The organism is Erythrobacter insulae (genome assembly GCF_007004095.1).
In the GTDB taxonomy this organism is placed as follows: Bacteria; Pseudomonadota; Alphaproteobacteria; order Sphingomonadales; family Sphingomonadaceae; genus Erythrobacter; species Erythrobacter insulae.
Window position 1 is genome coordinate 1,304,993 of sequence record NZ_VHJK01000001.1, and the last position, 26,459, is coordinate 1,331,451.

Genomic DNA, 26,459 nt, shown 5'->3' on the forward strand with positions numbered 1-26,459 from the left:
CGTGAAGCGTAATTTCCTGACACTTGCTGCCCTTTCGGCTGGCGCTGTGGTTCTTGCCGAACCCGCGCTCGCTGCACCGGCAGCAGCAGCCCCTGCGGCAGATGCCGTTGGTGGCGGCACCGCTTATATTCTCAACACTCTGTTGTTCCTCATCGGCGGTTTCCTCGTCATGTGGATGGCCGCAGGCTTTGCCATGCTCGAAGCAGGCCTGGTCCGCGCGAAAAACACTTCAACCCAGTGTCTCAAGAATATCGGCCTGTATTCGATTGCCGGTCTGATGTTCTGGGTGATCGGCTATAATATCGCCTATCCCGGCTTTGCCGAAGGCAGCCTTGGCCTGATTGGCGGCTTTACCGGGATTTACTCAATGCAAGAGGTTGGCGCTGCTGATCTCGAAACGGGTTACTCGGTCGCATCCGACTGGTTCTTCCAGATGGTATTCTGCGCAACGACCGCTTCGATTGTGTCGGGCACCGTTGCAGAGCGCGTGAAGATCGTTCCGTTCTTCATTTTCGTCACCATCCTTACCGGCATCATCTATCCCGTCGTAGTCAGCTGGGAATGGGGTGGTGGCTACCTTGATACCGTTCATGGGTTCAGCGACTTTGCCGGCTCCACGCTGGTCCACTCAACCGGTGGTTGGGCGGCTTTGATGGGCGCAATCATCATCGGTTCGCGTGTCGGCCGTTATGGTCCGGATGGTAAGGTCAACGTGTTCCCGGGGACCAACATCCCGCTGGCGACACTCGGTACGTTCATTCTCTGGCTCGGCTGGTTCGGCTTTAACGGCGCATCGCAGCTTGCGATGGGTACTGTTGGCGATGTTTCGGACGTGTCGAAGATCTTTGTGAACACCAATATGGCCGCTGCTGGCGGTGTGGTGGTCGCGATTATCCTGACCCAGGTCCTCTACAAAAAGGCCGATATCACCATGGCGCTTAACGGCGCGCTGGCAGGCCTCGTCTCCATCACAGCGGAACCACTCGCTCCATCTGTCGGCCAATCAATTCTGATCGGCGGCATTGGCGGTGCGATCGTGGTCTTCACTGTACCACTGCTCGACAAGTTCAAGATCGACGACGTGGTTGGCGCCATCCCGGTTCACCTGTTCGCAGGTATCTGGGGCACGCTGATCGTTGCTTGGACTGGCGACGCGACGTTCACGGGCCAATTGGTCGGCGTTCTGCTGACAGCAGTCTGGGTCTCCGGCGCATCCGCCATCGTCTGGCTCGCTCTGAAATACACCATCGGTGTGCGGCCGAGCGAAGAAGACGAAGTCAATGGCCTCGATAAGGCCGAGATCGGCGTCGAAGCCTACCCTGAATTCGCGAGAACCTAAGCTCTCGCATCACAGTTTGGCGGGGGAAGACTCTCTCCTCTCCCTCTTCCCCCGCCTCACAGCGTTCCTCCTGCGAACGAACAAACTGATAAGGGCCGAAGCGGCATAACCGCTTCGGCCCCTTTTTTGTCTGTGGAAGTATCCCAACGTAGCCTTCCAGATACGCCGAAAGGCCAGCAAGCCCGCGCTATCGTTTCACTCGGCCGCTTTGATAAAGTCCGCGCAGCGCTCACCGATCATGATGCTGGGCGCATTGGTGTTACCGCTGACGATCTTGGGCATTACACTCGCGTCTGCGATCCAAAGCCCTTCAAGGCCGCGCACTTTCAATTGTGGATCGACCACCGCGTCCTCGTCTGCGCCCATCCGGCAGGTGCCGACAGGGTGATAGACAGTGTCGGCGCGGTTGCGGATCATTTCATCAAGCGCAGCGTCATCGTTTAGATCAACCGGATAGCGATCCGTGGGCCCATAAACCTGAAGCGGCGGAGCCTCAGCGATGCGATGAGACAGGCGGATGCCTTCTCTCAGCACAGCGATATCGCGGTCATCATCGAGGAAATTCGGATCGATCACCGGCGCCGCTGCTGCGTCATTGGACCCTAAACGGACAGTGCCCCTGCTTTCAGGGCGCAGCACACAGGCGTGCAGCGAAAAGCCATAGCCTTTTACATTCTCGCGCCCGTGATCTTCGAGAACTGCGGGGACGAAATGCCACTGGATATCGGGCGCGGGCGCGCCGTCTGTGACCGTCCAAAACCCGCCAGCCTCGGCATAGGGCGTTGTCATGGCGCCGGTGCGTTTGCGCCGGTGTTCCACGATTGCGCCGGCCATTTTAAGCGTCCCTTTAAGCGTGCCGCCAATCGGAACGTCGCTTTCGGTTTCCCAGCCGGAAACATAGTCGATGTGATCTTGCAGGTTCTCGCCAACTTCGGGCCGGTCGAGCACCACATCGATCCCATGTTCTTTCAAATGCTGTGCCGGACCAATGCCGGAAAGCATCAGGATTTGGGGTGAATTGAATGCACCCGCAGACAGGATTACTCCCTTACGCGCATAGATCATCTCGCTGCGTTTGCCGCGTCGCACGAGAACGCCGGTGACCCGCCCGCTTTCAACAACGAGTTTTTCCACCAGCGTATTCGTGCGAACGGCAAAGTTGCCCTGATCACGGATCGGTTCAACATAGGCGCGTGCGGCGGACCATCGTTCACCGTTGCGCTGTGTTACCTGATAGAGGCCAAAGCCTTCCTGTCTTTCGCCGTTAAAGTCATCGTTGGGCCGCATTTGCAGAGACGCCGCGCTTTCGACAAATGCGTGGCTGGTGGGGTTCGGTGATCCTTGATCGGATACGAACAATGGCCCTCCGCCGCCGTGAAAATCATCGCCGCCGCGCTCGTTCGATTCGGCTTTTTTGAAATAGGGCAGGACATCATCATATGACCATCCGGTGCAGCCTATGTCTGCCCAATTGTCGTAATCCCATTTGTTACCGCGAATATAGACCATCGCGTTGATCGCGGAGGACCCGCCAAGCCCTTTGCCGCGCGGCTGATACCCGATGCGCCCATTCAGGCCTTTTTGCGGAACGGTATCGAATTTGTAATTCGAGGAATTGCGGATGAACGGCATGAAGCCCGGCGTTTTGATCAGGACATTGTCATTCCGCCCCCCTGCTTCGATCAGGCAAACGCGGCGGGTACCATCCACGGCAAGGCGTCCGGCAACTGCGCTGCCGCCGCTACCGCCACCTATGACGACGTAATCGAAACTCTCCATAATATCTCCTCTGGGGAGAAAGGACTAAGCCGCTTCGCCCGGGTCTGCAATCAGGTTTCTTCGCGCAACTGACTCTGTCTGGTTGATCTGCCCTGTTCTTGCCCGCCATCGCTGCCGGATTGTATCGGATGTATCGCGCGATCCATCATGGCTCCAGCCGGGTTCACGCAACAAATAGGACAGTTTGTGCTTCCATGGTGCGCGCCAGATATCGCCGATCATCCCGATCCATTCATGGAACACCGCCCAAAGCAGGTTAAAACTGCCGAGCTGTTTGATGATGCCATACCGGATCTGCTCGTCATCGCGCTCCGCTTCAAACGTGCCGAACATTTTGTCCCAGATGATAAAGACGCCTGCGTAATTGCGATCGAGGTAACGCGGATTGGTGGCATGATGGACCCGGTGATGACTGGGAGTGTTCATCACGGCCTCAAACCAGCGCGGCATTCGGTCGATAGCTTCGGTATGGATCCAGAATTGATAGATCAGATTGAATCCGCCGCAGATCGCAATCATCACCGGATGAAACCCGAGCAGGATCAGCGGCAGAGCAAACAGCAACCCGAAAGTGAACGCGCCCGTCCAGCTTTGGCGAAGCGCGGTCGAAAGGTTGTAATGCTGGCTTGAATGATGATTCACGTGGCTGGCCCACATCCAACGGATCCGGTGGCCTGCGCGGTGAACCCAGTAATATTTGAGATCATCAAGCACAAAACACAGCGGCCACGCCCACCATATCGACCACCATTCGGTGCCGAAATCGAACACGCGATAATCGTATGCCGCAATGAAGAGATAGATCGCCAATCCGCCGAATAAACCGCCAGCCACTGTCGATCCCAGACCAAAGGCGAGGCTAACCAGCGTATCGCGCGGCTCATAGGCTTGCGGGGAGCGAAACTTCGCCCAGAGCATCTCTGCAAGGACGGCAATCACAAACAGCGGCACAGCATATTGAGTGGGCGAAAAATCAGGCATTGCTGGACCCATGTAGCCGATTGATCGCCTCCGCCCAAGATGCAGAATCAGGATGCGTAATCGAGACGGTGCCGAATCGCGCTTCGCCGGTTGTGATTGTAATCTGGTCTTCGCAGGCCGCAGCGCTCGATATGTCTGTAAGAATACGCCCGGCGAATTGATTGCCGTGGCGTTTGATGACCATGATCTCACCCGCTTCACCAAGGAGGATCGCGCCGGTTCCAGCGGAGCCGATTGCTATCTCTACCGCTTCAAAACCATCCGCGATTTCTCCGGCGACCCGGCGCGCATCCGCATCATTCGCAAGCACAGGTGCGCCGCCCAGTCGCAGCACATAAGCCAGCCCAGACAGCGCCAAAATCGCGATCAGTGAAACGCCAAAAGTCAGTATTTGCGGATGGATTTCCATGTTGATGCAGGATTGGCATGCGGCTCGCTTTGCGGCAAGCACACCGCAACAGGAGATTGCCATGAAATTGCCGTTCACGCCTTTTGCCGCCGCTGCAACTGCTTTGCTGATGGGTGCTGCGCCGCTTTCTGCTGATGATCATTCCGCAGGCGGGGTTGATCCGGCGGCGTTGGTGGCCGCCGATGCGGCGCGGACGCAGCGCGTTGCGCAGCAGCTTTGGGATTATGCCGAGCTTGGTTATCTCGAAACGCGATCAACCAGTCTGTTGCAGAGCGAACTGGCGGCAGCAGGTTTTCGAATCGAAGGCGGCATTGCCGATATTCCCACCGCGTTCCTGGCGGAATGGGGTGAGGGTGGCCCTGTCATTGCGATTCTGGCGGAGATGGATGCATTGCCCGGCATCAATCAGTCCGCCTCTTCTGTCCGTGAGATTATCGAAGGCAAGAATGCAGGCCATGCCTGCGGACACAATCTGTTCGGCGCCGGGTCGCTCACGGCGGCGATTGCGGTGAAGCAATGGCTGGAGGCCACCGGAACGCCCGGCCGCATCCGTTTCTACGGTACGCCAGCCGAGGAAGGGGGATCGGGAAAGGTATATATGACCCGCGCGGGCATGTTTGATGATGTCGATGTCGCGATCCATTGGCATGCCGATGATGAAAACAGCGCCGCAGCGCAGACAAGTCTCGCCAATCGCTCGGCCAAATTTCGTTTCAAGGGGGTATCCGCCCATGCTGCCGGCGCGCCGGAGCGCGGTCGCAGCGCGCTGGATGGTGCAGAGGCAATGAACATGATGGCGAACATGATGCATGAACATATGCCGCAGGATGCCCGGATGCATTACGTCATCACCTCTGGCGGAAATGCACCCAATGTCGTGCCCGACTTTGCCGAAGTGTTTTATTATGTCCGGCACCCTGATCCCTCAGGCGTTGAGGAGATCTGGACCCGGTTGGAAAATGCCGCAAAGGGCGCTGCAATGGGCACCGGGACCGAGGTTGAATGGGAGGTCATCCACGGCAACAATCCGCTGCTGGTTAATGAAACGCTGGCCAAAGTGATGGATGCCAAGCTGCGCCAGATTGGCGGGATTGAATACACCGCAGAAGAGCGCGCGTGGGCTGAAACGGTGCAGGCATCCCTGGGAGACGCTGCCAAACCGCTGGAAAGCGCGGGCGAAGTTGGGCCTTATGAAAAAAGCCTCGGCTACGGCTCGACCGATGTGGGCGATGTATCATGGGCCACGCCAACAGTAGGAGTGCGAACGGCCACATGGGTGCCCGGCACCAGCGCCCATAGCTGGCAGGCGGTCGCAGCCAGCGGGCACTCAATCGGACACAAAGGGACACAAGCGGCTGCGAAGTCGATGGCTCTGATGGCTGTTGAGCTGTTCACCAATCCAGAGCTTCGCGCCGAGGCCCGCGCAGAATTTGATGCAGCGCGCGGAGAGAATTACGAATATCGTTCGCTGCTTGGTGACCGGGCGCCGCCGCTCGATTATCGTAAATAGGCGCGATTACGGCAGTCCGGCATGTGCCGGTTTTGGGCGGTGTTTATCCCTTGGATTGCTGGGCCAGCATATCGATAGTCGGGCGAACCGGGGCTACGGAATATCCAGCCTGTTCGACTTCGGCCTCGATCACTTCGGGATTTTTTCCCAATTTCGCCTGAGCCAAAGCCCACAGGAGTGAAGAGCGCGTTCCGCTCCTGCAATATCCCAGCACCTTAACAGCCGTTTCGGGGCCACCTGCTCCGGTTATCGCATCGACGAGTTCATCGATCTGAGGCAGGCTAAACCCGGCATGGGTGATTGGGATTTCCAGAAAGCCAATCCCGACTTTTTCGGCGGCCTCGCGAATGTCCTGACCCTGCGCCGCGCCTGGATCCTCTCCGTCAGGGCGATTGTTCACGATCAGCGCAAAGCCATCGGCTTTTGCTTTTTCAACATCGGAAATATCGATCTGTTCGCTGACGTAGAAGGTGTCGGTCAATTTGCGAAATTCAGTCATGCTCTGGTGCGCCTTATAAAGATCTGCGTGTGCGCTACGCGGCCACGCGCTCGATTTCAAATTGGTAGTTTCATATGGAAATCAAAAAAGTGGTTCGAAAAAGCCATAATTTCGGGTGAAAAGAACGCCGCGAGCTAAATCATTCGCAAAGCAAGGCTATCTGCGCTATGTAACGCGCAAGAGGGTGATTCCGATCCGTCGAAATCTGCCCGCGTTTGGTACAGATCACTGTCCTTCTTTACCGGCGTTTGAAAGTTTGGACAGTGTGACAAGGTACGTACGGAATTATGGGTTACGATAGGGGACGTCGGCGCGGTCGGGACAAGCGCGACGGATTCGGCGAGGACAGTTTTGATCCTTTTGGTGGCGGTATGGATGGATATTCCCCGCCCAGCGATTTTGGAAATGATCGCGGCGGCGACCGTTACAGCGGCGGTGGCGGTGATCGCGGCGGCTCACGTGGCGGCGGCGACCGTTACAGCGGCGGTGGCGGTGATCGCGGCGGCCCACGTGGCGGCGGCGACCGTTTCGGCGGTGGCGGCGGCGGCGGTGATCGCGGCGGCGCTGGCGGCGGCGGCGGTTTCAATCGCATGCCTGCTCAGGTTGTCGGCACTGGCAAAGGCACCGTAAAATTCTTCAACGCTCAAAAAGGCTTCGGCTTCATCGCGCAGGAAATTGGCGGCGAAGATGTGTTTGTTCACATCAGCGCAGTCGAGCGTGCGGGTCTTGAAGGTCTTGCCGAAGGGCAGGAGCTGGAATTCAATCTGGTCGATCGCGGCGGCAAAGTATCCGCTCAGGATCTTCAGGTTGTTGGCGATGTTATCGCCGCGCCTGCAGCAGAGGCTCCGCCTAAGCGTGAATTGACCGGAGAGAAAGCAACCGGCACTGTTAAATTCTTCAATTCGATGAAGGGTTTCGGATTTCTTGTACGCGACGATGGCCAGCCGGATGCATTTGTGCATATCAGCGCAGTCGAGCGTTCAGGCCTCACCGAAATTGCTGAAGGCGAACGGTTTGAATTTGATCTCGAAGTGGATCGACGCGGGAAACACTCTGCGGTCAATCTAGTGCCGGTTCAGGGGTAACCCCTCAACATTTTCAGGCCGTTTGACCAAGCGAAAGAGCGGCCCTATCTATTTCGAATGGCGGCTCAGATATGGGCCGCCATTTGCTTTTGAGCCCGGTTTTAAATTTAGGAACCACCATATGTCGATTACACCGCTCATGCCTGTTTATCCGCGCTGCGGGGTCCGCCCTGTTCGGGGTGACCATTGCCATCTGATTGACGAAGACGGCACGCGCTATCTCGATTTCGCCAGCGGTATTGCCGTGAATTTGCTGGGTCATTCGCATCCCGGCCTGATCGGGGCGATCCAGAAGCAAGCCGAACAGCTGATGCACGTGTCCAATCTGTATGGCAGCCCGCAGGGCGAAAAGCTGGCTCAGCAATTGGTCGACAACAGTTTTGCCGATGCGGTGTTCTTCACCAATTCCGGGGCGGAAGCGGTCGAGACAGCGATCAAATGCGCCCGCGCCTATCACCAGAATGCAGGCGATGAAGGCGATGCCAACCGGTTTGAACTCATCACGTTTGCCAATGCGTTCCATGGCCGGACAATGGCAACGATCAGCGCTTCGAATCAGACCAAAATGCATCACGGCTTTTCGCCGCTGCTCGAAGGGTTCAAATATGCCGAATTCGATGATCTTGAATCGGCTAAAGCCTTGATGGGCCCCAACACCGCTGGTTTTCTGGTTGAGCCAATTCAGGGCGAAGGCGGTATTCGTCCGGCTTCGGTCGAATTCATGAAAGGCCTTCGCGATCTGGCTGATGAGCATGATTTGATGCTGGTGCTGGATGAAGTGCAGTGCGGTGTCGCACGAACTGGCAAATTCTACGCTCACGAACATTACGGGATTAACCCCGATATCCTGGCTTCGGCCAAAGGTTTGGGTGGTGGTTTCCCTCTCGGCGCCTGCCTCGCCACTGAAAAAGCGGCGCGGGGCATGACATTCGGAACCCATGGTTCAACCTATGGCGGCAACCCTCTGGCCATGGCCGCAGGCAGTGCCGTCATGGATGCAGTCGCGAATGAAGAGTTTCTCGCCGAAGTCACTGAAAAAGGCGAGCGGATCCGGTCACGACTTGAACAGTTCATCGGCAATTACCCCGACCTGTTCGAGCTGGTCCGCGGTAAAGGCCTGATGCTTGGTATCAAGATGAAGATCGAAAGCCGTCCGTTCTTTGTCCATCTGCGCGATCATCATCAATTGTTGACTGTCGCCGCCGGCGATCAGACCATTCGTGTGATCCCGCCTCTGGTAATTGGCGATGCGGAAATCGACGAATTCTTCGATAAACTTTCCGCCGGCGCTGCGAGCTTCAAGGTTCCAGAGCCCGCGTAATGGCGCATCATCACTTTCTGGATCTCGGCGATGCCGGGTCAAACGCCATTGCTGCCATGATCAATGATGCGATTGATCGAAAAGCGGCGCGAGCAGGCCGTGCCAAAGGCGCAGCCGACCCGGATCGCCCGCTTGAAGGCCGCGTGTTGGCTTTGGTGTTTGAGAAAAATTCGACTCGCACCCGCGTCAGTTTTGACATCGCGATGCGGCAGCTCGGCGGAACCGTTTTGTTCCTCGAAGCCGGCTCAAGTCAGCTTGGGCGCGGCGAAACGATTGCTGATGCAGCTCGGGTGCTGAGCCGGATGGTTGATGGCATCATGTTCCGGACGGATGATCACGCCAAGATCGAGGAGATGGCCAAATATGCCACCGTGCCCGTAATCAATGGCCTGACCGATCGATCGCATCCCTGCCAGATCGTCGCTGATCTGCTAACAATTATCGAGCACGGCAAGTCGCTGCCAGGCCTCGAAGTGGCGTGGTTTGGCGATGGCAATAACGTCCTGCATTCTATCCTTGAAGCTGCGGGTTTGATGAAATTCAACGTGCGGGTGGCAACGCCGGCAGGGTTTGAACCTGATCCCGAATTCGTAGATCTGGCGCGGGCCGGGGGAGCAAATGTCACGCTGACGCAGGATGCAGGCGCGGCTGCCCGCGAAGCCGACGTGCTTGTGACCGATACATGGATATCCATGGGGCAAGCAGACGGTGACGCGAAACGCAAAGCCATGGCGCCATATCAGATCGATGCCGATTGTATGGCCGCCGCCAAATCTGATGCTATCTTTCTCCACTGTTTGCCGGCGCATGTAGGCGAAGAAGTGAGCGAAGACGTGTTTGAAGGGCCGCAATCAGTCGTCTTTGATGAGGCTGAAAACCGCATCCACGCGCAGAAATCAATCCTGCTCTGGAGTTTCGGCCAGTTGGCGTGAGGCCTGCGCTTTTCGCGTCGAGGGGGCTTACACGGGCAAGGGATCGACACCATATGGCCGCATATGGAAACGCAGACCGAGACATTCTCCGATAAAATCCTGGGCTTCACCTTGCCTGCGCGCAACGCGCGTGCTCGCAGCGTGCGGCTTGATGCGGTCGTCCAGGAAGTGCTTTCGGCGCATGATTACCCGCCGCCGATCACACACTTATTAAGCGAGGCCTTGGTCCTCAGCGCGCTTATGGGCGGCCTGTTAAAAGGCGAAGAAGCCCAGCTGACCTTGCAGGCGCAAACGTCAACCGGAGTTGTGTCATTATTGGTGTGTGATTTCCGCGCGGGTGCTTTGCGCGGCTATGCCGATTTTGATGAAACGCGTCTTGCCGGGCTCGGTGCAAACCCATCTTTATCAGCGCTTTTTGGCGACGGGTATCTTGCAATAACTTTTGAAACGGGTGCCGGGCAAAGGTATCAAGGGATTGTGCCGCTTGAAGGCGAGACCTTGGCTGAGGCATGTGAAGCCTATTTCACGCAATCCGAGCAAATTCCGACGATGATCCGCGTGGCGAGCCTTGCGGGAGCAAAGGGCCAGGTTGCAGGCGGCCTTTTGATCCAGCATCTCGCCGATGGCGAGGAAGGCCGCGAGAGGCTCCATGTCCGCATGGATCATCCTGACTGGGAGCATGTCTCAGTTATGGCGTCCAGCATCAGCCATAATGAACTGGTCGATCCGGGCCTCTCTCTCGAGGGCATCGCCTGGCGCCTTTTTCATGAAGAAGATGAAGTGCGGGTGCAACCGGGCCCGGTGCTGTCACGCGGATGCCGCTGCAGCGCGGAGTATTACCAAAGCGTCATTTCGCGCTTTCCGGCCTCGGAGCAGAAGGACATGCGCAATGAAGATGGCAAGATAGTGGTCGATTGCGCATTCTGCGCTCGTGCCTTTGATCTCGAACTCTAACAATTCACCGCTATTCAGCAACGGCTCATCGGAATAATGCAATTTTATGCAAGCGATGCTGCACAAATTAAGGCGATACCATTCAAATGACAAAGCTTGTCCCCCCAATGACTAAGCCGCTGGCGCTGCTTATGGGCGTTGGAGCCTTGGCATTTGCTCTCCCCGCGGTCGCCCAAACTGACGGTTTGGCGATGCTGGTGAATCTCACGAAAGGTGAATGGACCGTTAAGTATAGGGACGGTTCGCCTGCGCGTAAAATATGCGTCCGCGACGGTCAGGAGCTGATCCAGCTGAAGCATCCCGAAATCGGGTGCAACCGGTTCGTTGTGGAAGACGGAGCGGCGCGCGTTACTGTTCAATATACGTGTACTGGCAATGGATACGGCCGCACCTCTATCCGGCGGGAAACCGGTTCGCTGGTGCAGATTGAGAGCCAGGGAATCGCTTCGGGAACACCGTTTCAGTTCGCGGCTGAAGCGCGTAGAACAGGAAGCTGTTGATTGCTTAATACCTGTTTGGGGCTAAGCGGGTGGTCATGAACCAAGCGACAAATATCCCCACCGCTATCGTCCTCCTATCGGGCGGGCTCGATTCCATGGTCACAGCAGCCCTTGCGAAGGAGCAAGGATTTCAGGTGCGCGCTCTGTCAGTGGACTATGGCCAAAGGCACAGACTGGAATTGAAATCTGCAAAGCGCATTGCTGAGAATCTGGATCTCGCAGGCCAAGTGGAAATCGGGTTGGATCTGCGCGCCTTTGGCGGCTCCGCGCTGACAGATTCGATTGACGTGCCAAAGTCGGGCGTGGGATCGGATATCCCAGTCACTTATGTGCCCGCCAGAAATCTCGTCTTCCTCGCGCTTACGACGGCTTGCGCAGAAGCTGCGGGAGCGCGTGATGTTTTCATCGGCGTGAACGCTCTGGATTATTCTGGCTATCCAGACTGTCGCCCCGAATTCATCGAAAGCTTTACCGAAACAGCACGCCTTGGAACAAAGTCTGGTGTTGAGGGACGGCCTTTCACAATCCATGCGCCGCTCCAGAACATGACAAAAGCCGATATCGCTTCGGAGTGTCATCGTCTGGGGCTCGACCCTGCATGGAGCTGGTCTTGTTATGATCCTACAGCAGACGAAATGGCGTGCGGACTGTGCGATTCCTGCCGCTTGCGTAAAAAGGGTTTTGCCGAAGCAGGAATAAACGATAGCACGGCGTACGCGGCATAACGCAACCACAGCGAAGGCCGGAAAATCATAATTGTGGGTGAGGGGATCGAACTTGCAACAAGCGCAAACTGCCGAGCATGAGCAGGAGCAGGGTCAGGTAGAACAGCCTGTGCCGGCCTACAGTTGGTACGCACTCAGCGTGCTGGTGTTGATCTACGTGTTGAACTTCGTGGATCGACAGATTCTCTCGATCCTGGCGAACGATATCAAAGCAGACCTAGGGGTAGATGATGCCTATCTAGGCTTCCTTTACGGCACAGCCTTCGCGATTTTCTACGCGTTGTTCGGGATTCCGCTCGGCAGGCTTGCCGACAGTTGGAAGCGGGTACGGCTGATGACTTTAGGGCTTGCCTTATGGTCGGCGATGACAGCTTTTTCGGGCTTCGCCCGCGATGCGGCAACATTGACCGTGGCCAGAATTGGTGTGGGGGTCGGTGAGGCTACGGCTAGTCCATCGGCATACTCGCTTATATCAGATTGGTTTCCAGCGCGATTGCGCGCCACCGCGCTCGCTATTTATTCGTCAGGGCTTTACATCGGCGGCGGAGTTTCGCTCGCCATCGGCGGCCTGATTGTTGATAATTGGAACAGTGCTTTCCCTCAGGGCGATCCGATGTTCGGCCTTGCCGGTTGGCAAGCCGCATTTATTGCGGTGGGTATCCCTGGGCTCCTTTTGGCCGTTTGGGTTTTTACACTGAAGGAGCCAGTGCGCGGGGCTATTGATGGCCTCCCCACTGAAGAGGATCCACACCCCTTTCGTGGATTTGTACAAGAGCTTTATACAGTCATACCGCCATTCACATTTGTGGGTGCGGCGTCACGCGGTGCAGGGGCCTTGGCGATCAATATCGCGGTCTTTGTGGGTTCATTGGTGCTCGCGCATTTCATTACCGTTGGCCTTGCTTCTGGCGAAGGTGTTATTGTCGCAGCGTTGGGCACTCTTATCGGGGTTAGTTTGCCAGCGATCACTGACCAGTGGTTCTTGTTGGCAATTGGATATTACGCTGTTTTTTGTTGGGCGAGCGCCCTTCGCCAGCGTGACTTTCCCACGTTTGCATTGACTTGGGGCTCGCCCGCATTTCTTTGCACGATCCTGGGGTATGGAACCGTGGCATTTATGGCGTACTCGGCTTCCTACTGGGGTGCGCCATATGCCGAACGTGTGTTTGACGTCTCGAAAGCAGAGCTCGGCTTCTGGCTTGGGGGTGGCGGTGCTGTTGGCGGCTTTCTAGGTGTGATCCTCGGTGGCCGGATGGCAGATACGCTGTATCAACGATCACAAAGCGGACGTATCTGGGTGGTCCTATTTGGGCTATTGAGCCCGATACCATTCGCGGTCGTTCAGTATACAACTGAAAGCTGGGCTTTGTTTTTGGTTTTGAACGTTGTGGTGGGCGGTTTGGCAGCATCAGCTCTCGGTGCGGCAGCCGCGAGTAGTCAGGCGCTTGTTCTGCCGAGAATGCGCGGAACGGCGACAGCTACGTTTTTCTTAGCAACGACTTTGGTTGGGCTTGCGCTTGGCCCATATATGGCCGGTTATGTTTCCGCTCAAAATGACGGTGATCTAAGCGCTGGCGTACTTTCAACGTTGTGGATCACTCCGGTTGGGCTCGTCCTGCTAATCTCTGCACTGCGATTGGTACCAAAAGCCAATCAATCAGTGGTCGAGCGCGCCGCCGCAGCCGGAGAGCCAGTGGCGACGACGCGTTCAACGCCTTGAGGGAGGTTAAGAGGTTTCTTCCAACACGCCGCACGCTATTCGAGGCCCGGCTGCGCCAGCTGGGTCTGTGGTGTAGTCGTCTGGACCGTCATGGATCATGACTGCAGTTCCATCTTCGTCGAACATGAAAGCAAGAACCTCATCTGCGTTGCCCTGAATCGTACGAGTAACGCTGACAGTGCCATTCGCAGTGATTGATATATTTTCAAAATCACCGAGATGTTGACCACCATCGCTCAGCTTTCCATGCGATTTATCCATCGGATTGAGGTGGCCGCCTGCTGATTTGAAATCGGGCGCGTCGCATAGTCCAACGGTATGGAGGTGGAACGCTTTTTCGCTTGGTTCCAAACCTTCCAGCTCTATGTTCAATTCGAGAACCCCATCATTACGCGACAGAGTTACGGTGCCCACGGGATCACCAGCTGCGGACGATAATGCCGCTTGGGCGATTAACGGGATTGAATCGGGTTCTGCCAACGCAGCTGCTTGACTTGGCTCATCAGAGGGTGAGCAAGCACTGATAACTAGCGCGGCTACTCCAAGTGTAATTGTCGATCGCATGAAACTCCCTTTTCTCATATCTCTGGCACAAATGAAAAAGGGGCCGGATTGCTCCGGCCCCTAAATTCTTAATTAAGCGAGAAGCTCAAACTTACATGCCCGAACCCGGACCGTAAGAAACTTCAACGCGGCGGTTCTGCAGTTCGCGTACGCCGTCAGCGGTTGGAACACGTGGCTGTGATTCGCCAAATGCTTCGCTGCTGATGCGACCATCGGGGATACCGCGGCCGGTAAGGTAACCGCGAACCGAAGTGTTCCGACGCTCTGCCAGACCCATGTTGTAGGTTACGCTGCCCGAACGGTCGGTGTGACCTGCGAGCATAACGTTAGCCGTGCCACAGTTCGCATATGCTGTGACTGCGTTGTTAAGAACAGTCGCTGCTTCCGCGGTGATGTCCGATTGATCGAAATCAAAGAACACGATGTACGGGCCAGTGTTGCACGCCGGAGCCGGTGGTGCCGGTGGTGCCGGCGGTGGCGGTGGCGGTGGCGGCGGTGGTGGCGGTGGCGGTGGCGGAGGCGGTGGAGCCGGCTCATCACCACCGAAGTTGTACGTCAAAGTTCCCAGAAGAGAGTGCGACGTAGCATCGGTTTCGAGCGAACGGCCAAAGTTGTCGACCAGTTCGATGTTAGGAGCGTTGAAGTAACGGTAGCGCAGACCAACATCCCAGCTATCGCTGATCGGGGCACGGATACCAGCAAGCAATTGCCAAGCGAAGCCTGTGTCCGAATCATCAATGACTGGTGTGAGGTTCGAGAATACCGCAACTTCGTAGTCGGAGCGGGCTACGCCAACACCACCACCAGCAAAACCTTGAATGCCGTCGTCTGATCCGAAATCAAACAGGCCGTTGACCATAAAGCTCAACGAGTCAAAGTTGCCGCCGGCCGCAGTAAAACTTCCTGGGAGCAATTGGTTTGGTACACTTGGGACAGCCGCAAAGCGATCAACCCCTGCTGTCCGGTAGCTGGCTTCAGCTTCGAGGCGAATAGCGCCGAAGTCATAACCAACGAGACCGCCGAAGTCGGAACCGGTTTCGAAGTCTGCTGTGTAGTTGTCGTCGTTGCCATCCACTTCGATGGAAACGTCTTCGACGATCATGGGACCGCCACCGATTTCCACATACCATTGGCCGTCACGGGCCATGGCAGGTGCGGTAAGCGCGGTCGAAGCCATCGCCATACCTATGATGAGATTGCGCATTATTATTTTCCCCTTTTTATAGGATTGAGGCACTGGCTGTCTCTAACTTCTCGGCAAAAAAGTGGCAAGCGATCAATCGCTCGAAACTGTTGCAAGAATGCCTCTATAGAGGGATCAAACCTGAAAAATTGAGGGAAGTTGCAATTTGAGATGTAAATTCCGACCAGATTGGCGTGATTCGCTAGGCAGAGGTGGGGAAAATCCCTGCATTTCGAAGTGCTTGAGTCAGAGCTTCGATTGCAGCTCTCGCTTCAGTGTCGATTACATTCCCCCCGACCGGCGACTCAGGCTCCATCGCTTTTACCCAGTTCGACTTAAAGACCCAGAACTGGTTCGTTGACCGATCAAAGACCCGCATGCCTTTTTGCGGCGCGATGAACACCCATGCGCCCGCTACTTTCAGAGCAATTTGGTTTTCTCGTTCAGCCCATTCTCCCGTTGGAGAGCTGTCAATTCGATAGCACTTGCCGTCTGTCGTTTCGGCTGGCGGTGCGCCTAAGCTATCTTCAATTGCGAAAGGCAGTAGCCCCCATGTGATCATCAAGTGGGTGCATGGCTTTGATGTGGATGATCCCCGGCCACCCATCTTCATCTTCTATCGGGATACGGACAGTGTTGGCCGCGACAGCATATTCATACGCGCACGGCCAGCCATCGCTGCCTGTGATGACTTTCACTCTGTCAGGGCGAAGTGCGAACAGCTCAATCGGCCTTCCGCTCGCATCCTTGATGATTTGGACGAACCCATTGCCATGCAACAGGACATGAGCCGCAAGTGTCTCGATAAACGGTTGGCCAGCGCTTGTGGCGGTGACAAGCGAGGCAAGATCGTTGTCGCTTGCAGATAATGGTGCCTGTGCAATTCCTTCGGCCACGATGCGCACTGCGCGTTGGGCTACGGGGTTTGTCAGAAAGCCGGTTTCGACCGCGCTTTCATAGCGATAGGCGCGGCTGCTGCCTCCGCCGTCAAATGCAGGCATCCACTCAGTAAAAAAGCCAGGCGCAAGAGGCACGCGGGCTTCCTCCCTGCCTTTGAAGGCAGAGAGCAGGTTTTGAAACAAGGCCATGAATAATCCTTCGTCTTAAAGCGTCTGTACGCGCGGGCTGATCGTGGGGGTCAGCATCAATTCACTCATTGCCCAGACAAGCGCATCGGCGCGGTCGGGGCTGCGGCCTGGTCCGGCGTAATCACCGCCCAGCATAAAACCGCACATTTGGTCTTCGAGTTTCCCAAATTGACCGCAATGTGCGGCCCGTCCTGCGGCATAAAGCGCCGCCACAGGTTCAGCGCGGGCGACTTTCCCGCGGCTTGCATGCACCAGCTTTACCGGCAGGTTTGTTTCTGCGGCGCGCAGAACGCTTTCGACCATGGCTCCGCCTTGATTGGCTTCGGCAATGACACGATCCGCGTTCCATTCACGTGCAGCAGTGGCGACGGCCTTGGCCCATTGATCAGGCTGCGCTTTGGCAACAGAACAATCTGCCAGAACTCTGGCTTTGCCATCCAATCCCAGAGCGGCGGCTATAATCCCGCATTCATCACCTGATGCGGAAACCGGTGGGTCCACCGCGATCACAACTCTGCGGTGCTCGCACGGGCTGGCCGTTTCGCGGCATTGCTCAATCAGGCTCCGGTTCCACAGCGCGCCTTCGATATCGGTCACAAGCTCGCCGCCGATTTCCTGCCGCGCTAGCTGGCTACCGGCATATTCGCTTTCGATCGCATCCAGAAACCGCGCTGGCAGATTATCGGCATTATCGTAGGTCGATCCGCGAGTGACGTGTGCACCGCCGCTGCCTTCGGTCTTGATCAAACGCTGCACCAGCGGCACAGCGCGGGGCGTGGTTGTGACCGCAATTTTCAAATCATTGCCAAGACGCAGCCCCATTAACAGATTGTCCCAGCACCGCGTTGCCCGGTCCGCGCCAAGCGGCCATTTGCCGATTTCATCGCACCATGCATGGCTGTGTTGCGGCCCGCGCAAAGATTCTGGCTCTGCTGCGGAAAACAATTGCGCTTGCGCTCCGTTTGGCCAGCGAAGCCGCCTAAGCGATGCCTCGAATATAGGCGCGCGATCAGGCGGACTGCTGGCGATGATGCCGCTTTCCCCTTCGACCATAACTGCGCGCGCCTCTGCGAGAGATGAAGAGACCAAAGCGATGCGAGCGGTGCAATCGCGCTCAGCGATTGAGCGGACCCATTCTGCGCCAGCCCGTGTTTTGCCAAAGCCGCGGCCCGCCATAATAAGCCAGACGCGCCAGTCTCCGTCCGGCGCAAGTTGCGCTGCGCGCGCGGACAAGCCCCAGTGATATTCAAATTCCGCCCGTTCGGCATCGTTAAGTGCGTCTGCAATCCGTTTACGAACCTCAGCTGGCTCTGCGGCGAGCCAATCAAACGCCAGGTTCACGGATTGGACCCGGCGCGCTGTTTCTCGGCTCTGACCTTTTCCCTGATCCGTTCGACTTTGCGGTCAATGGAGGCGCGGATTTCGGCAGCGCTGACATTGCGTTGTTCGGCCTGAGCGCGGACGGCATTGTCGCGATGTGCGTTAAGCAGCCGGATGGCATTGGCAAAATCATATTTGTCGGCAGCTTCAGTCTGCTGATCTCCGCTACGAAGTCGGCGAAGGACTTCCATTTCAAGGTGCACGTACCCTTCCCACAAAGCATTGAGCCATTGGCGGGCAAATTCGGGTTCTTCGCGGCGAACCTTATAGGCGCGGCTTGGATTGATCCCTGCTTTGCGCGCAGATTCGGAAACATTCGAACTCTCGGCAAGGTAATCGAGGAAGAGGCCGCGCCAATGCCGATTCAGCCCGGCCTCTTCGCCTTCTCGCAATTGCTTTTTAATCTTGGTGCGCGGGCGGCCTTTGGCGGTCATGCTGGGTCTCCGATTCAGGCAAGAAAAAAGGCAGCGCCCCAAATGGGTAGCTGCCTGCTGGCGAGTCGCTATTTCTTGACTATGCCCCTCTCTAACCAAAAAGCGTGACGATGTCAATATAAAAGTGCCATATAGGTTAATTATTGATCCTTGCGCCTCTTGAGGGCCTCCTCTAATCGTGCTCCCCACAATCAGACAGGAATATTCAATTTGGCTTGGCTGCGCGCGTTATACGAGTGGACAATGGATAAGGCTGCGCACCCAAAGGCGGTGTGGTGGCTGGCGTTTTTCTGCTTCATTGAATCGAGCTTTTTCCCGATCCCGCCGCATCCATTGCTGGGCCTCATGTGTCTGGCAGAACCGAAAAAGGCTATCCGATTTGCGTTTGTGGCAACCGTGTCATCGGTGCTCGGCGGATTGTTCGGATATGCGATCGGATACTTTCTTTATGAAGCGATCGGTGCCTGGGTAATCGGCTTACTTGGTCTGACTGAGAGTTTTCCGGTCGCGGCCTGTTATATCCGCGAGCAGGGCGGCCTTGCCGTGTTTTTCGCAGCAGGCACACCCGTCCCGTTCAAATTGATGACGATCACGGCCGGCTTTATCGAAATGAATCTGCTGACCTTCCTTATCGCCGCACTGGCGGGAAGGGCCATGATTTTCATGGTGGTGGGCATCCTGTTTCAGGTCTTTGGCGCACCGATCAAGGCCATCATCGACAAATACCTTGGTACAGTCACCACCGTCTTTGTTGTTCTGGTCGTCGGCGGGTTTATCGCCTTCACCCAGCTGGCAGGAGGCGATGACGACGGTGTTTCGGAAAACGCTTGCGACAGCGCCACCGAAGTGCGCGGTGAATAAACCCTAGCGGCCGGGTCTAAGAGATTATCCCGACCGCTTTGCCAGCCCGTTCAAACATCTGAAGAATGGTTTGCACTTCTTCTGCCGAATGCTCAGCGCACAATGAGCAGCGCAGTAAGGTCATGCCAGCCGGCGTCGCCGGTGGACGCGCGAGATTGACGTAGAGGCCTTCCTTCAGGAGAGCCTCCCACATCATCGCGCCCTGTTGCAGATCGGGCATAATAACCGCGATGATCGCGCTTTGCGCTTCGGGTGTGCCGATATCAAATCCGAGATCACGCAAACCTTTGTGCAGAGTTTTCGAATTCTCCCACAGATGCGCGCGCTTGTTCGAGCCGTGCATCAGTTTGCGAATTGATGTCGCAGACGTTGCGACTACGCTGGGTGGGAGGCTGGCGGTAAAGACATAAGGCCGACAAACAAGGCGCATGATGTCGAACTTCGGATGGTTTGAAACGCAAAAACCGCCGACGGTTCCAACACTTTTCGAGAATGTGCCGATGATGAAATCACAATCATCCATGACACCTTGCTCTTCAGCAACACCGCGGCCATTCTCGCCAATAAAGCCCATGGAGTGCGCTTCATCGACAAGCACCATGGCGCCATACTTCTTGGAGACAGCAACCATCTCTTTCAGCGGCGCAACGTCGCCCATCATTGAATAAACGCCTTCAAGAATAACAAGTTTGCCCGCGCCTTCCGGAATGCGCCGCAATCGTTTTTCTAGCGCTTCTACGTTGTTGTGGCGGAAGGGTACGATCTCAGCGTTGCCCATGGCACAGCCATCATAAATCGAGGCGTGACTGTCGATGTCGAGAATGACATAATCGCCTTTGCCAGCGATGGTCGAAATTATCCCGAGATTGGCCTGATACCCGGTCGAAAAAACCATGGCATGATCCATGCCGTAAAATTCTCTAAGCGCGTCTTCGCACTCCTTGTGCCCTTGAAAAGTACCATTCAAGACGCGGCTTCCGGTGGTACCGGACCCGTAATCGGCCAACGCCTGCTTTCCCGCTTCAAGAACGTCGGGATCGAAGGTCATGCCCATGTAATTGTAGGTGCCTAGCAAAATAGTGTCGCGCCCGTTGCATATCGCACGGGTCGGCGACAATACCTTCTCCATCACCAGATTATACGGGTCTTCAACACCGCTCGCGAGCAATGTCTCACGGGTCTGGATGATATCGTCGAATTTCGAAAACAGATCGCCTGCCGGCGCGGTAACAGTATCAGTCATGGGCAAAGCCTTTATCAGCTATCCTGCAGTTTGTGCACCGCTGAGACGAGCAGTCCGTAATTTTCGATCTCTGCCTGTTGATTCATGCTGATGATGATATCGAATTCATCTTCGATCTCAGCCACGAAATCCATCACAGTGAGACTGTCGAATTCGAGGTCATTGGCAAAGGTGGTCGCTGCGCTGATTTCGACGCCTTTTTTGTTGAAAGGCTCGATAAGTGCGCGGATCCGTGTGTCGACTTCGGCTTCGGTCATAATGAAACAGTTTCTTTCGATTTGAATATCAAGCGCTGCATTAGATAGCGTTACGGCTGCAAAGCGGCTGTGGATGCGCCTTGTCAAGTTTTCGCGCCGCTGGCACATCGTCTTGCAGATGTGATTTGGGGGTGAAATACCGTGGCGCAAGACAAGAGCGATCGGTCGGGACAGGTTACGGGCCCGGTTGCAGGGCACGTTGCGGGGCACGTTACCGGCGACGGCGAAGAGCCAGCGGTTTATTCTGCCAACGCCATTCATCTGGTCCGAACGGCACAATTAAACACGCTCACTCTGTCGCAAATGGCCGATCAAAAGGCGAATATCCTCATCGGTGCTACATTTGTGGTATTCTCGTTGTCGGTGACGCGCCTGCTGGGCAGCGAGATCACATTGGCGACGGTATGTTTGGCGCTGACAGCCTTTGTCTCTTCGCTGTTCGCGGTTCTTTCAGTTTTGCCAACAACGAACCGAATGGATCCCAAAAACAAAAACTTCAACATCCTGTTTTTCGGACATTTCACCGGAATGGACGAAGAGCAATGGAAGCAAAAATTGCTGACAGAGTTCCAGGCTGATGAGACGGTTTACCGGGCAATGCTGCGTGATGTGTACCAGAACGGTCAGGTGCTTTACGGAAAGAAATACCGCTATCTTGCCTATGCATACCGAATTTTCCTGAGCGGCCTGTTCGTGACCATGGTCGTTTATGCCAGCGAGTTCGCGATATCGCTGCGTTAGACCGGTAACAGCTCTTTGACCGCATTCATGAACGGCATGATCGAAACAGGTTTGGATAAATAGCCAGAGGCCCCCGCTGCGCGAATGCGCTCTTCATCGCCCTTGGCCGCAAAGGCAGTAACAGCCAGCACCGGAATTTGCGCCAGAACCAGATCGCGCTGCGCCGCTTCGATTAGGTCAACGCCCGAAATACCCGGCAATTGAATGTCCATGATGATCAAATCCGGGTTTACCGAGCGCGCCGTTTCCAGCACGCTTTCACCGTCAGCAACAGGCTCCACTTCGAAACCGTTGGCCTTCAGAACGTCGCAGAACAATTTTCGGTTGAGGTCATTGTCCTCGACAACCATTATTCGCTTTGCCACTGCTCACCCCGATCCATCCAGTTTCCTCAACCTAACCTGACCAAGAGGCTGCTACAATCCCGCTTATGGACGATCCTACACCCCGCTCTGCGCCTTTATCCTCTACCACCCTTGCTCTGGCTGTGCTGGGCTGGGTGCTCGAGAATGACGAGCGCGCGGAACGATTCCTCAGCCTTACGGGTTTGACCCCTGACACTTTGCGCGCCGGTTTGGATAATCCGTCCATTCTGGCGGCCCCGCTCGATTTTCTTGCCAACCACGAACCCGATCTGATCCGCGCTGCCGAAGCATTGGCCGTCACGCCAGAGGAATTGATCGCGGCACGTCAGGAGTTATCCCAATGAATCGCCCGCTAATTATATCCGATTGCGATGAAGTGCTGCTGCACATGGTCGTTCCGTTCAAAGAATGGCTGGAGGAAAGCCAGGGTATTATTTTCAACCTTGATGGCGCGAATTTTGCCGAGGCGCTGCGCTGGCAGAAAAGCGGTACTTTACTTGAGGCGCACGAGGTGTGGCGGATGCTGGGCGGGTTCTTCGATACTGAAATGAGCCGGCAAATGCCGATTTCCGGCGCTGTTGAGTCGATCAACACGCTGGCGCAGCATGCCGATATCGTCATCCTCACCAATCTGGTTGATAAACGCCGCGAGATGCGCGCCGAACAGCTGGCCGAACACGGCATCCACGCGCCAGTCTACACCAACCAGGGGCCAAAAGGCCCTGCGTTGCAAAAAATCGTAGAGGAATTGTCGCCAAGCCGCGCCTTTTTCATCGATGATTTGCCGCAGCATCACCATTCTGTGTCGGAAACGACGCCTGACGTGGTGCGTCTGCATATGTGCGGCGAACCAATGGTCGCTGGCGCGATCGATTGCGCGCACAAGGCCGGACATGCCGATGCCCGGATCGACCGATGGACCGAAGCGTTGCCATGGTTGATGACAAAACTGGAGGAAACCCCCGCATGAGTATCGAAGCGCGTTTGAACGAACTCGGCATTGTGCTGCCCGAAGCGGCCGCCCCCGTGGCAAGTTATATGCCGGTGGTCGTGCAGGGCGGTTTTGCCCATGTTTCTGGTCAGCTGCCGTTTATCAATGGTGAGCTCGCAACGGGCCGGTTGGGCGAAGACGTAGACCTCGAAGGGGGCATGGCAGCAGCGCGCGCCTGCGGGTTGATGATCCTTGCGCAGTTGAAAGCTGCTGGCTTGCTCGAACAGGTCGAACGGGTCGTGAAGCTCGGCGCATTTGTTAGCTCTACAACCGATTTTACAGATCAGCCCAAGGTCGCCAATGGCGCATCGGACCTGATGTTCGAAGTCTTCGGCGAAAAGGGTCGTCATGCCCGCGCCGCTGTGGGCGTGCCTGTCTTGCCGCTCGGCGCAGCGGTTGAGGTTGATGCGGTGATTGCAGTTTCTGAATGAAGACACCCCGCGTCCCAGACTGGCTGACTGGTTGGGAATATGCCCATCGCGGATTGCACAGCGAAGGCGTGCCGGAAAACTCTCTCGCCGCAGCGCAGGCCGCGATTGCAGCAGGCATGGGGATCGAATGCGATATTCAGCGCAGCATGGATGGCAAGCCGATCGTGCTGCATGATTGGGACCTCAAACGGCTTACAGGCCTCACCGGTGCGACGGGTTCTCATTCAGCCGATCAACTGCAGCAACTACGCTATATCGGGTCTGACGAAGGGCCGGTTGCGTTCGATGATTTGTTGCAAATTGTTGCCGGGCGCGTCCCCATCCTGATCGAAATCAAGTCAAAGCCCGGATATGACGTTGCGCCTTCGTGCAAGGCGGTGGCCGCTGAGTTGCAATCTTACCATGGTGACTTTGCAGTGATGAGCTTCGACCCCGAAGTAGCCATCTGGTTTCGCGCACATGCACCAGAGATTCTTGCAGGATTGGTTATGCGCGAAGACGACATCGGCTATACCCCAACAGAGGCAGAGCGGCTGGCGGCTTTCGAAGCGGCGCAGCCTGATTTTCTGGCCTACCACATCGAGGCGCTTCCTAATGACTGGGTGGCCGATTTGCGCGCAGCCGGTTTGCCGATCCTCAGCTGGACTGTGAATTCATCTGAGACCCGCCTGCGTGCATTGGCGCAGGTTGATGCTCTGATCAGCGAAGGCGCGGGGCTGCCATGAAGGCAGGTGACCCGCCCAAAGACGAGCTGACAGTGCGGCTTGCCCCCTCAGTTGGCTCGTTCGGGCGCGATGAATGGAATGCCCTTGGCGGGACGGATAACCCTTTTGTCAGTCACGAATTTCTCACCGCCATGGAAGATTCAGGCAGCGTGGGTAAAGGCACCGGCTGGGACCCTGTGCCAATCGCAATCACTGATGCCGCCGATACCTTGCTTGGTGCCATGCCAAGCTACGCCAAGGGCCACAGCCAAGGCGAATATGTGTTCGACCATGCCTGGGCCGATGCGCTGCACCGCGCAGGCGGGCAATATTATCCAAAGCTGCAAATCGCCGCGCCTTTTACGCCTGCTAACGGCCCGCGTCTGTTGCTCTCCGACGAGAAGCTCGCACCGCATTTGCTTAAGGGAGCAGAAGCTGTCTGCCTGCAAAACAATCTTTCCTCGGCCCATGCGACATTCGTTGATTCGGGCCAGATACCCCTGTTCGAAGCCGGCGATTGGTTGATCCGCGACGATATCCAGTTTCATTGGATCAACCGGGATTACGACAGCTTTGATGGCTTTCTAGGCGCGCTTACCTCTCGTAAACGCAAGGATTTGCGCAAAGAGCGCGCCAAGGCGGTCGAAGGATTGCGGATCGAACGGCTTAGCGGTGATGATATCAAGCCGCAGCATTGGGATGCGTTCTGGATTTTCTATCAGGATACAGGCGCGCGCAAATGGGGCACGCCGTATCTCACCCGCGAGGCCTTTGATCTGCTGAGCGAGCGGATGGGTGACCGTATGGTGCTGATCCTGGCTTACGCCGATGATACGCCAATTGCGGGCGCGCTTAATTTTGTCGGGTCAAAAGCGCTTTATGGCAGATATTGGGGATGCACGCAGGACGTGCGCTTTCTGCACTTTGAGCTGTGCTATTATCAGGCGATCGATATCGCCATCGAGATGGGTCTGCCACGGGTTGAGGCAGGGGCACAGGGCGGGCACAAATTGGCCCGTGGATATGAGCCGGTGCAGACACATTCAGCCCATTGGCTCGCTGATCCCGGCTTTCGAGCTGCGGTTGCCGATTTCCTCGAGCGGGAACGGCAAGGCGTGGCGAGTGACCAGCTGTTGCTTGATGAGCGCACGCCCTTCAAGACAGAAACTTAAGCCGCTTTATAGCGCTCTTCGGCCAACCATTGCCGCGCGCGGCGCTGGGCCTCGGCGATTTCGCGAGCGGTCATTTCGTCAGAGACATCCGCACGGCACCAGCCGGCTTCTTCATGGCCGCGTGATGCAGCAATGTTGAACCATTTATGTGCTTCGATCAGATCACTGACCACGCCATTGCTACCGGTTGAAAAGACGACGCCCAGATCAAACAGGGCGTTGATGTCACCATCCGCGGCTGAAGCGAGGCATTGCGCCACAACCGTATCAATTTCGGCGCTGTGGGCTGTTTCGTATTCGCCCCCGTTAAGCGGTGTAAGTTTCATTTTTCATTCCCCGTTTCTGTTGCAATCCGCCCCCTCGCGGATCGGGCAACCACAGAAGTCGCGGATCATGGTCAACAAATAGTTAACGCCGATGAACCTTTTACAGGATTTCCAGAAAGGCCTTTCCCGTCAGGTCAGAACGGCTGATGAATTCAGCTCTCGGTGCAAAGCGGCTTGTGCCTGAGCACGAGCTTGCCTATAGGCCCGCCAAGCAGTGACAGATTGGGGTTTTGAGCATCGGCAACATTTCAGGTGCTTGAATGGGATAGTCTCGCGTGAAGTGATTGGGATAAGAGGATCACATGGCCACGGCGGCGTCTAAAGAAACAGAGATTCTCAGGAAAGCGAAGAGTATGCTCGCGCCGGATTACGTACCGAGCGAAGACGAAGAGTATATGAACGCGCAGCATCGCGCCTATTTCCAGATGCTGCTTATTGAATGGAAGCAATCGATCCGCGATGCCGCGGACCAAACGCTTCAATCGCTGGCTGATGGACCCATCCGCGAGGCCGATCTGAACGATCGCGCTTCGAGCGAGACGGATTGGGGTATCGAACTGCGTACCCGAGATCGCCAACGTAAACTCGTCTCCAAGATTGAATCCGCGCTCCGCCGGATCGACGAAGGCGAATATGGCTATTGCGAAGTGACTGGCGATCCGATTGGTCTCAAACGTCTGATCGCGCGCCCGGTCGCCACCATGACCGTCGAAGCCCAGGAAGCGCATGAGCGGCGCGAGAAAGTCTCACGCGACAAATAACTGCGCTGAGCATTGCGGCCATATGTCACATGCGCCTCAACCCATCTCGTCTCAGTTTGGGACGGGTGCTGCTTCCTTCTGTGCTGACATTGTAAAATTTACGAAGCGTTTACCTCGAATACTTAGCTCGGATGCCGGTCGCTTCATGTCCGTTACGCCATGCCAGTCATGATCAGGGCGACCGATCGGTTAATTTTTGTGCCA

At 56.2% G+C, this 26,459-nt stretch carries 31 protein-coding genes; 17 read left to right on the plus strand and 14 right to left on the minus strand.

Going from position 1 to position 26,459, the window contains the following annotated elements; genetic code table 11:
* Nucleotide 1: 1 nt before the first annotated feature.
* Nucleotides 2-1,339, plus strand: coding sequence for an ammonium transporter family protein (locus FGU71_RS06255; RefSeq protein WP_142787762.1), 1,338 nt, complete (start codon nt 2-4; stop codon nt 1,337-1,339).
* Between the two features lie 195 nt (nt 1,340-1,534).
* Here the strand turns inward: FGU71_RS06255 and FGU71_RS06260 are convergent, their stop codons facing one another.
* Genes FGU71_RS06260 through FGU71_RS06270 form a run of 3 tightly spaced genes read right to left on the minus strand, consistent with a single transcriptional unit; the run spans nt 1,535 to nt 4,508 of the window.
* Nucleotides 1,535-3,118 carry a GMC family oxidoreductase gene (locus FGU71_RS06260; RefSeq protein ID WP_142787763.1) on the minus strand — a complete coding sequence of 528 codons (1,584 nt, stop codon included), beginning with the start codon at nt 3,116-3,118 and terminating at the stop codon, nt 1,535-1,537.
* A 24-nt stretch (nt 3,119-3,142) separates the two neighbouring features.
* Complete coding sequence (locus tag FGU71_RS06265; protein ID WP_142787764.1) at nt 3,143-4,099, minus strand: sterol desaturase family protein; 957 nt, start codon at nt 4,097-4,099, stop codon at nt 3,143-3,145.
* Complete coding sequence (locus FGU71_RS06270; RefSeq protein ID WP_142787765.1) at nt 4,092-4,508, minus strand: hypothetical protein; 417 nt, start codon at nt 4,506-4,508, stop codon at nt 4,092-4,094. Before FGU71_RS06270 ends, FGU71_RS06265 begins: the two co-directional genes overlap by 8 nt.
* A gap of 61 nt (nt 4,509-4,569) precedes the next feature.
* Here FGU71_RS06270 and FGU71_RS06275 point away from each other — a divergent pair, with 61 nt between their 5' ends.
* Complete coding sequence (locus tag FGU71_RS06275; RefSeq protein ID WP_142787766.1) at nt 4,570-6,018, plus strand: amidohydrolase; 1,449 nt, start codon at nt 4,570-4,572, stop codon at nt 6,016-6,018.
* Between the two features lie 43 nt (nt 6,019-6,061).
* Here FGU71_RS06275 and FGU71_RS06280 read toward each other — a convergent pair whose 3' ends face one another.
* Nucleotides 6,062-6,517, minus strand: a complete 456-nt coding sequence (locus FGU71_RS06280) for a TIGR01244 family sulfur transferase (RefSeq protein ID WP_142787767.1) — start codon at nt 6,515-6,517, stop codon at nt 6,062-6,064.
* A 287-nt stretch (nt 6,518-6,804) separates the two neighbouring features.
* Here FGU71_RS06280 and FGU71_RS14300 point away from each other — a divergent pair, with 287 nt between their 5' ends.
* The 7 genes from FGU71_RS14300 (at nt 6,805) to FGU71_RS06315 (ending at nt 13,754) form a co-directional block, all read left to right on the plus strand.
* Nucleotides 6,805-7,602, plus strand: a complete 798-nt coding sequence (locus tag FGU71_RS14300) for a cold-shock protein (RefSeq protein WP_142787768.1) — start codon at nt 6,805-6,807, stop codon at nt 7,600-7,602.
* 121 nt (nt 7,603-7,723) lie between these two features.
* Nucleotides 7,724-8,923 carry an aspartate aminotransferase family protein gene (locus FGU71_RS06290; protein WP_142787769.1) on the plus strand — a complete coding sequence of 400 codons (1,200 nt, stop codon included), beginning with the start codon at nt 7,724-7,726 and terminating at the stop codon, nt 8,921-8,923.
* Nucleotides 8,923-9,855, plus strand: a complete 933-nt coding sequence (gene argF / locus FGU71_RS06295) for an ornithine carbamoyltransferase (protein WP_142787770.1) — start codon at nt 8,923-8,925, stop codon at nt 9,853-9,855. Before FGU71_RS06290 ends, argF begins: the two co-directional genes overlap by 1 nt.
* Before the next feature lie 63 nt (nt 9,856-9,918).
* On the plus strand, nt 9,919-10,809 hold the full coding sequence (hslO, locus tag FGU71_RS06300) for an Hsp33 family molecular chaperone HslO (protein WP_142787771.1): 891 nt from the start codon (nt 9,919-9,921) through the stop codon (nt 10,807-10,809).
* Nucleotides 10,810-10,895: 86 nt separating this feature from the next.
* The gene (locus FGU71_RS06305; RefSeq protein ID WP_234035669.1) at nt 10,896-11,309 is read left to right on the plus strand and encodes a hypothetical protein; all 414 of its coding nucleotides are present in this window, start codon (nt 10,896-10,898) and stop codon (nt 11,307-11,309) included.
* A 35-nt stretch (nt 11,310-11,344) separates the two neighbouring features.
* The gene (gene queC, locus FGU71_RS06310; protein WP_142787772.1) at nt 11,345-12,034 is read left to right on the plus strand and encodes a 7-cyano-7-deazaguanine synthase QueC; all 690 of its coding nucleotides are present in this window, start codon (nt 11,345-11,347) and stop codon (nt 12,032-12,034) included.
* 52 nt (nt 12,035-12,086) lie between these two features.
* Nucleotides 12,087-13,754, plus strand: a complete 1,668-nt coding sequence (locus FGU71_RS06315) for an MFS transporter (RefSeq protein WP_142787773.1) — start codon at nt 12,087-12,089, stop codon at nt 13,752-13,754.
* A 6-nt stretch (nt 13,755-13,760) separates the two neighbouring features.
* On the opposite strand, the gene FGU71_RS06320 is transcribed toward FGU71_RS06315, so the two are convergent.
* From FGU71_RS06320 to FGU71_RS06345, 6 genes are all read right to left on the minus strand, one after another.
* The gene (locus tag FGU71_RS06320) at nt 13,761-14,234 is read right to left on the minus strand and encodes a superoxide dismutase family protein (protein ID WP_234035670.1); all 474 of its coding nucleotides are present in this window, start codon (nt 14,232-14,234) and stop codon (nt 13,761-13,763) included.
* 175 nt (nt 14,235-14,409) lie between these two features.
* Nucleotides 14,410-15,522 (minus strand): OmpA family protein, encoded by a 1,113-nt coding sequence (locus FGU71_RS06325; protein ID WP_142787775.1) that lies wholly within the window; start codon nt 15,520-15,522, stop codon nt 14,410-14,412.
* A 181-nt stretch (nt 15,523-15,703) separates the two neighbouring features.
* Nucleotides 15,704-16,063: a DUF2793 domain-containing protein gene (locus FGU71_RS06330; protein ID WP_234035762.1), complete on the minus strand. Its 360-nt coding sequence runs from the start codon at nt 16,061-16,063 to the stop codon at nt 15,704-15,706.
* Nucleotides 16,029-16,589, minus strand: a complete 561-nt coding sequence (locus tag FGU71_RS06335; protein ID WP_142787777.1) for a phage portal protein — start codon at nt 16,587-16,589, stop codon at nt 16,029-16,031. Before FGU71_RS06335 ends, FGU71_RS06330 begins: the two co-directional genes overlap by 35 nt.
* Before the next feature lie 15 nt (nt 16,590-16,604).
* Entirely contained in the window at nt 16,605-17,930 is a 1,326-nt protein-coding gene (locus FGU71_RS06340) for a DNA-packaging protein (RefSeq protein ID WP_142787778.1), read from the minus strand.
* Nucleotides 17,927-18,403 carry a hypothetical protein gene (locus tag FGU71_RS06345; RefSeq protein WP_142787779.1) on the minus strand — a complete coding sequence of 159 codons (477 nt, stop codon included), beginning with the start codon at nt 18,401-18,403 and terminating at the stop codon, nt 17,927-17,929. Before FGU71_RS06345 ends, FGU71_RS06340 begins: the two co-directional genes overlap by 4 nt.
* Before the next feature lie 243 nt (nt 18,404-18,646).
* Between FGU71_RS06345 and FGU71_RS06350 the strand changes: the two genes are divergently transcribed.
* Nucleotides 18,647-19,264: a YqaA family protein gene (locus FGU71_RS06350; RefSeq protein WP_142787780.1), complete on the plus strand. Its 618-nt coding sequence runs from the start codon at nt 18,647-18,649 to the stop codon at nt 19,262-19,264.
* A gap of 16 nt (nt 19,265-19,280) precedes the next feature.
* Here FGU71_RS06350 and spt read toward each other — a convergent pair whose 3' ends face one another.
* Together spt and FGU71_RS06360 are read right to left on the minus strand one after the other, a co-directional pair.
* Nucleotides 19,281-20,507: a serine palmitoyltransferase gene (spt, locus tag FGU71_RS06355; RefSeq protein WP_142787781.1), complete on the minus strand. Its 1,227-nt coding sequence runs from the start codon at nt 20,505-20,507 to the stop codon at nt 19,281-19,283.
* Nucleotides 20,508-20,521: 14 nt separating this feature from the next.
* Nucleotides 20,522-20,764: an acyl carrier protein gene (locus tag FGU71_RS06360; protein WP_142787782.1), complete on the minus strand. Its 243-nt coding sequence runs from the start codon at nt 20,762-20,764 to the stop codon at nt 20,522-20,524.
* Nucleotides 20,765-20,905: 141 nt separating this feature from the next.
* On the opposite strand from FGU71_RS06360, the gene FGU71_RS06365 reads away from it, so the two are divergent.
* Entirely contained in the window at nt 20,906-21,505 is a 600-nt protein-coding gene (locus tag FGU71_RS06365) for a Pycsar system effector family protein (protein WP_234035671.1), read from the plus strand.
* On the opposite strand, the gene FGU71_RS06370 is transcribed toward FGU71_RS06365, so the two are convergent.
* Nucleotides 21,502-21,870, minus strand: coding sequence for a response regulator (locus tag FGU71_RS06370; RefSeq protein WP_142787783.1), 369 nt, complete (start codon nt 21,868-21,870; stop codon nt 21,502-21,504). The genes FGU71_RS06365 and FGU71_RS06370 overlap by 4 nt on opposite strands.
* A 65-nt stretch (nt 21,871-21,935) precedes the next feature.
* Between FGU71_RS06370 and FGU71_RS06375 the strand changes: the two genes are divergently transcribed.
* From FGU71_RS06375 to FGU71_RS06395, 5 genes are read left to right on the plus strand one after another with little or no spacing between them, the layout of a single operon-like run.
* Nucleotides 21,936-22,214, plus strand: coding sequence for a DUF3572 domain-containing protein (locus tag FGU71_RS06375; protein WP_142787784.1), 279 nt, complete (start codon nt 21,936-21,938; stop codon nt 22,212-22,214).
* Nucleotides 22,211-22,840 (plus strand): HAD family hydrolase, encoded by a 630-nt coding sequence (locus FGU71_RS06380; RefSeq protein ID WP_142787785.1) that lies wholly within the window; start codon nt 22,211-22,213, stop codon nt 22,838-22,840. Before FGU71_RS06375 ends, FGU71_RS06380 begins: the two co-directional genes overlap by 4 nt.
* A complete protein-coding gene (locus FGU71_RS06385) occupies nt 22,837-23,292 on the plus strand; it encodes a RidA family protein (RefSeq protein WP_142787786.1) in 456 nt (151 codons plus the stop codon). The genes FGU71_RS06380 and FGU71_RS06385 overlap by 4 nt, the downstream gene beginning before the upstream one ends.
* On the plus strand, nt 23,289-24,017 hold the full coding sequence (locus FGU71_RS06390; protein ID WP_142787787.1) for a glycerophosphodiester phosphodiesterase family protein: 729 nt from the start codon (nt 23,289-23,291) through the stop codon (nt 24,015-24,017). Before FGU71_RS06385 ends, FGU71_RS06390 begins: the two co-directional genes overlap by 4 nt.
* Nucleotides 24,014-25,168, plus strand: coding sequence for a GNAT family N-acetyltransferase (locus FGU71_RS06395; RefSeq protein ID WP_142787788.1), 1,155 nt, complete (start codon nt 24,014-24,016; stop codon nt 25,166-25,168). Before FGU71_RS06390 ends, FGU71_RS06395 begins: the two co-directional genes overlap by 4 nt.
* On the opposite strand, the gene FGU71_RS06400 is transcribed toward FGU71_RS06395, so the two are convergent.
* A complete protein-coding gene (locus tag FGU71_RS06400) occupies nt 25,165-25,494 on the minus strand; it encodes an SEL1-like repeat protein (protein ID WP_142787789.1) in 330 nt (109 codons plus the stop codon). The two genes, FGU71_RS06395 and FGU71_RS06400, sit on opposite strands and share 4 nt — an antisense overlap.
* Nucleotides 25,495-25,796: 302 nt before the next feature.
* On the opposite strand from FGU71_RS06400, the gene dksA reads away from it, so the two are divergent.
* Entirely contained in the window at nt 25,797-26,255 is a 459-nt protein-coding gene (gene dksA / locus FGU71_RS06405) for an RNA polymerase-binding protein DksA (protein ID WP_142787790.1), read from the plus strand.
* Nucleotides 26,256-26,459 lie beyond the last annotated feature (204 nt).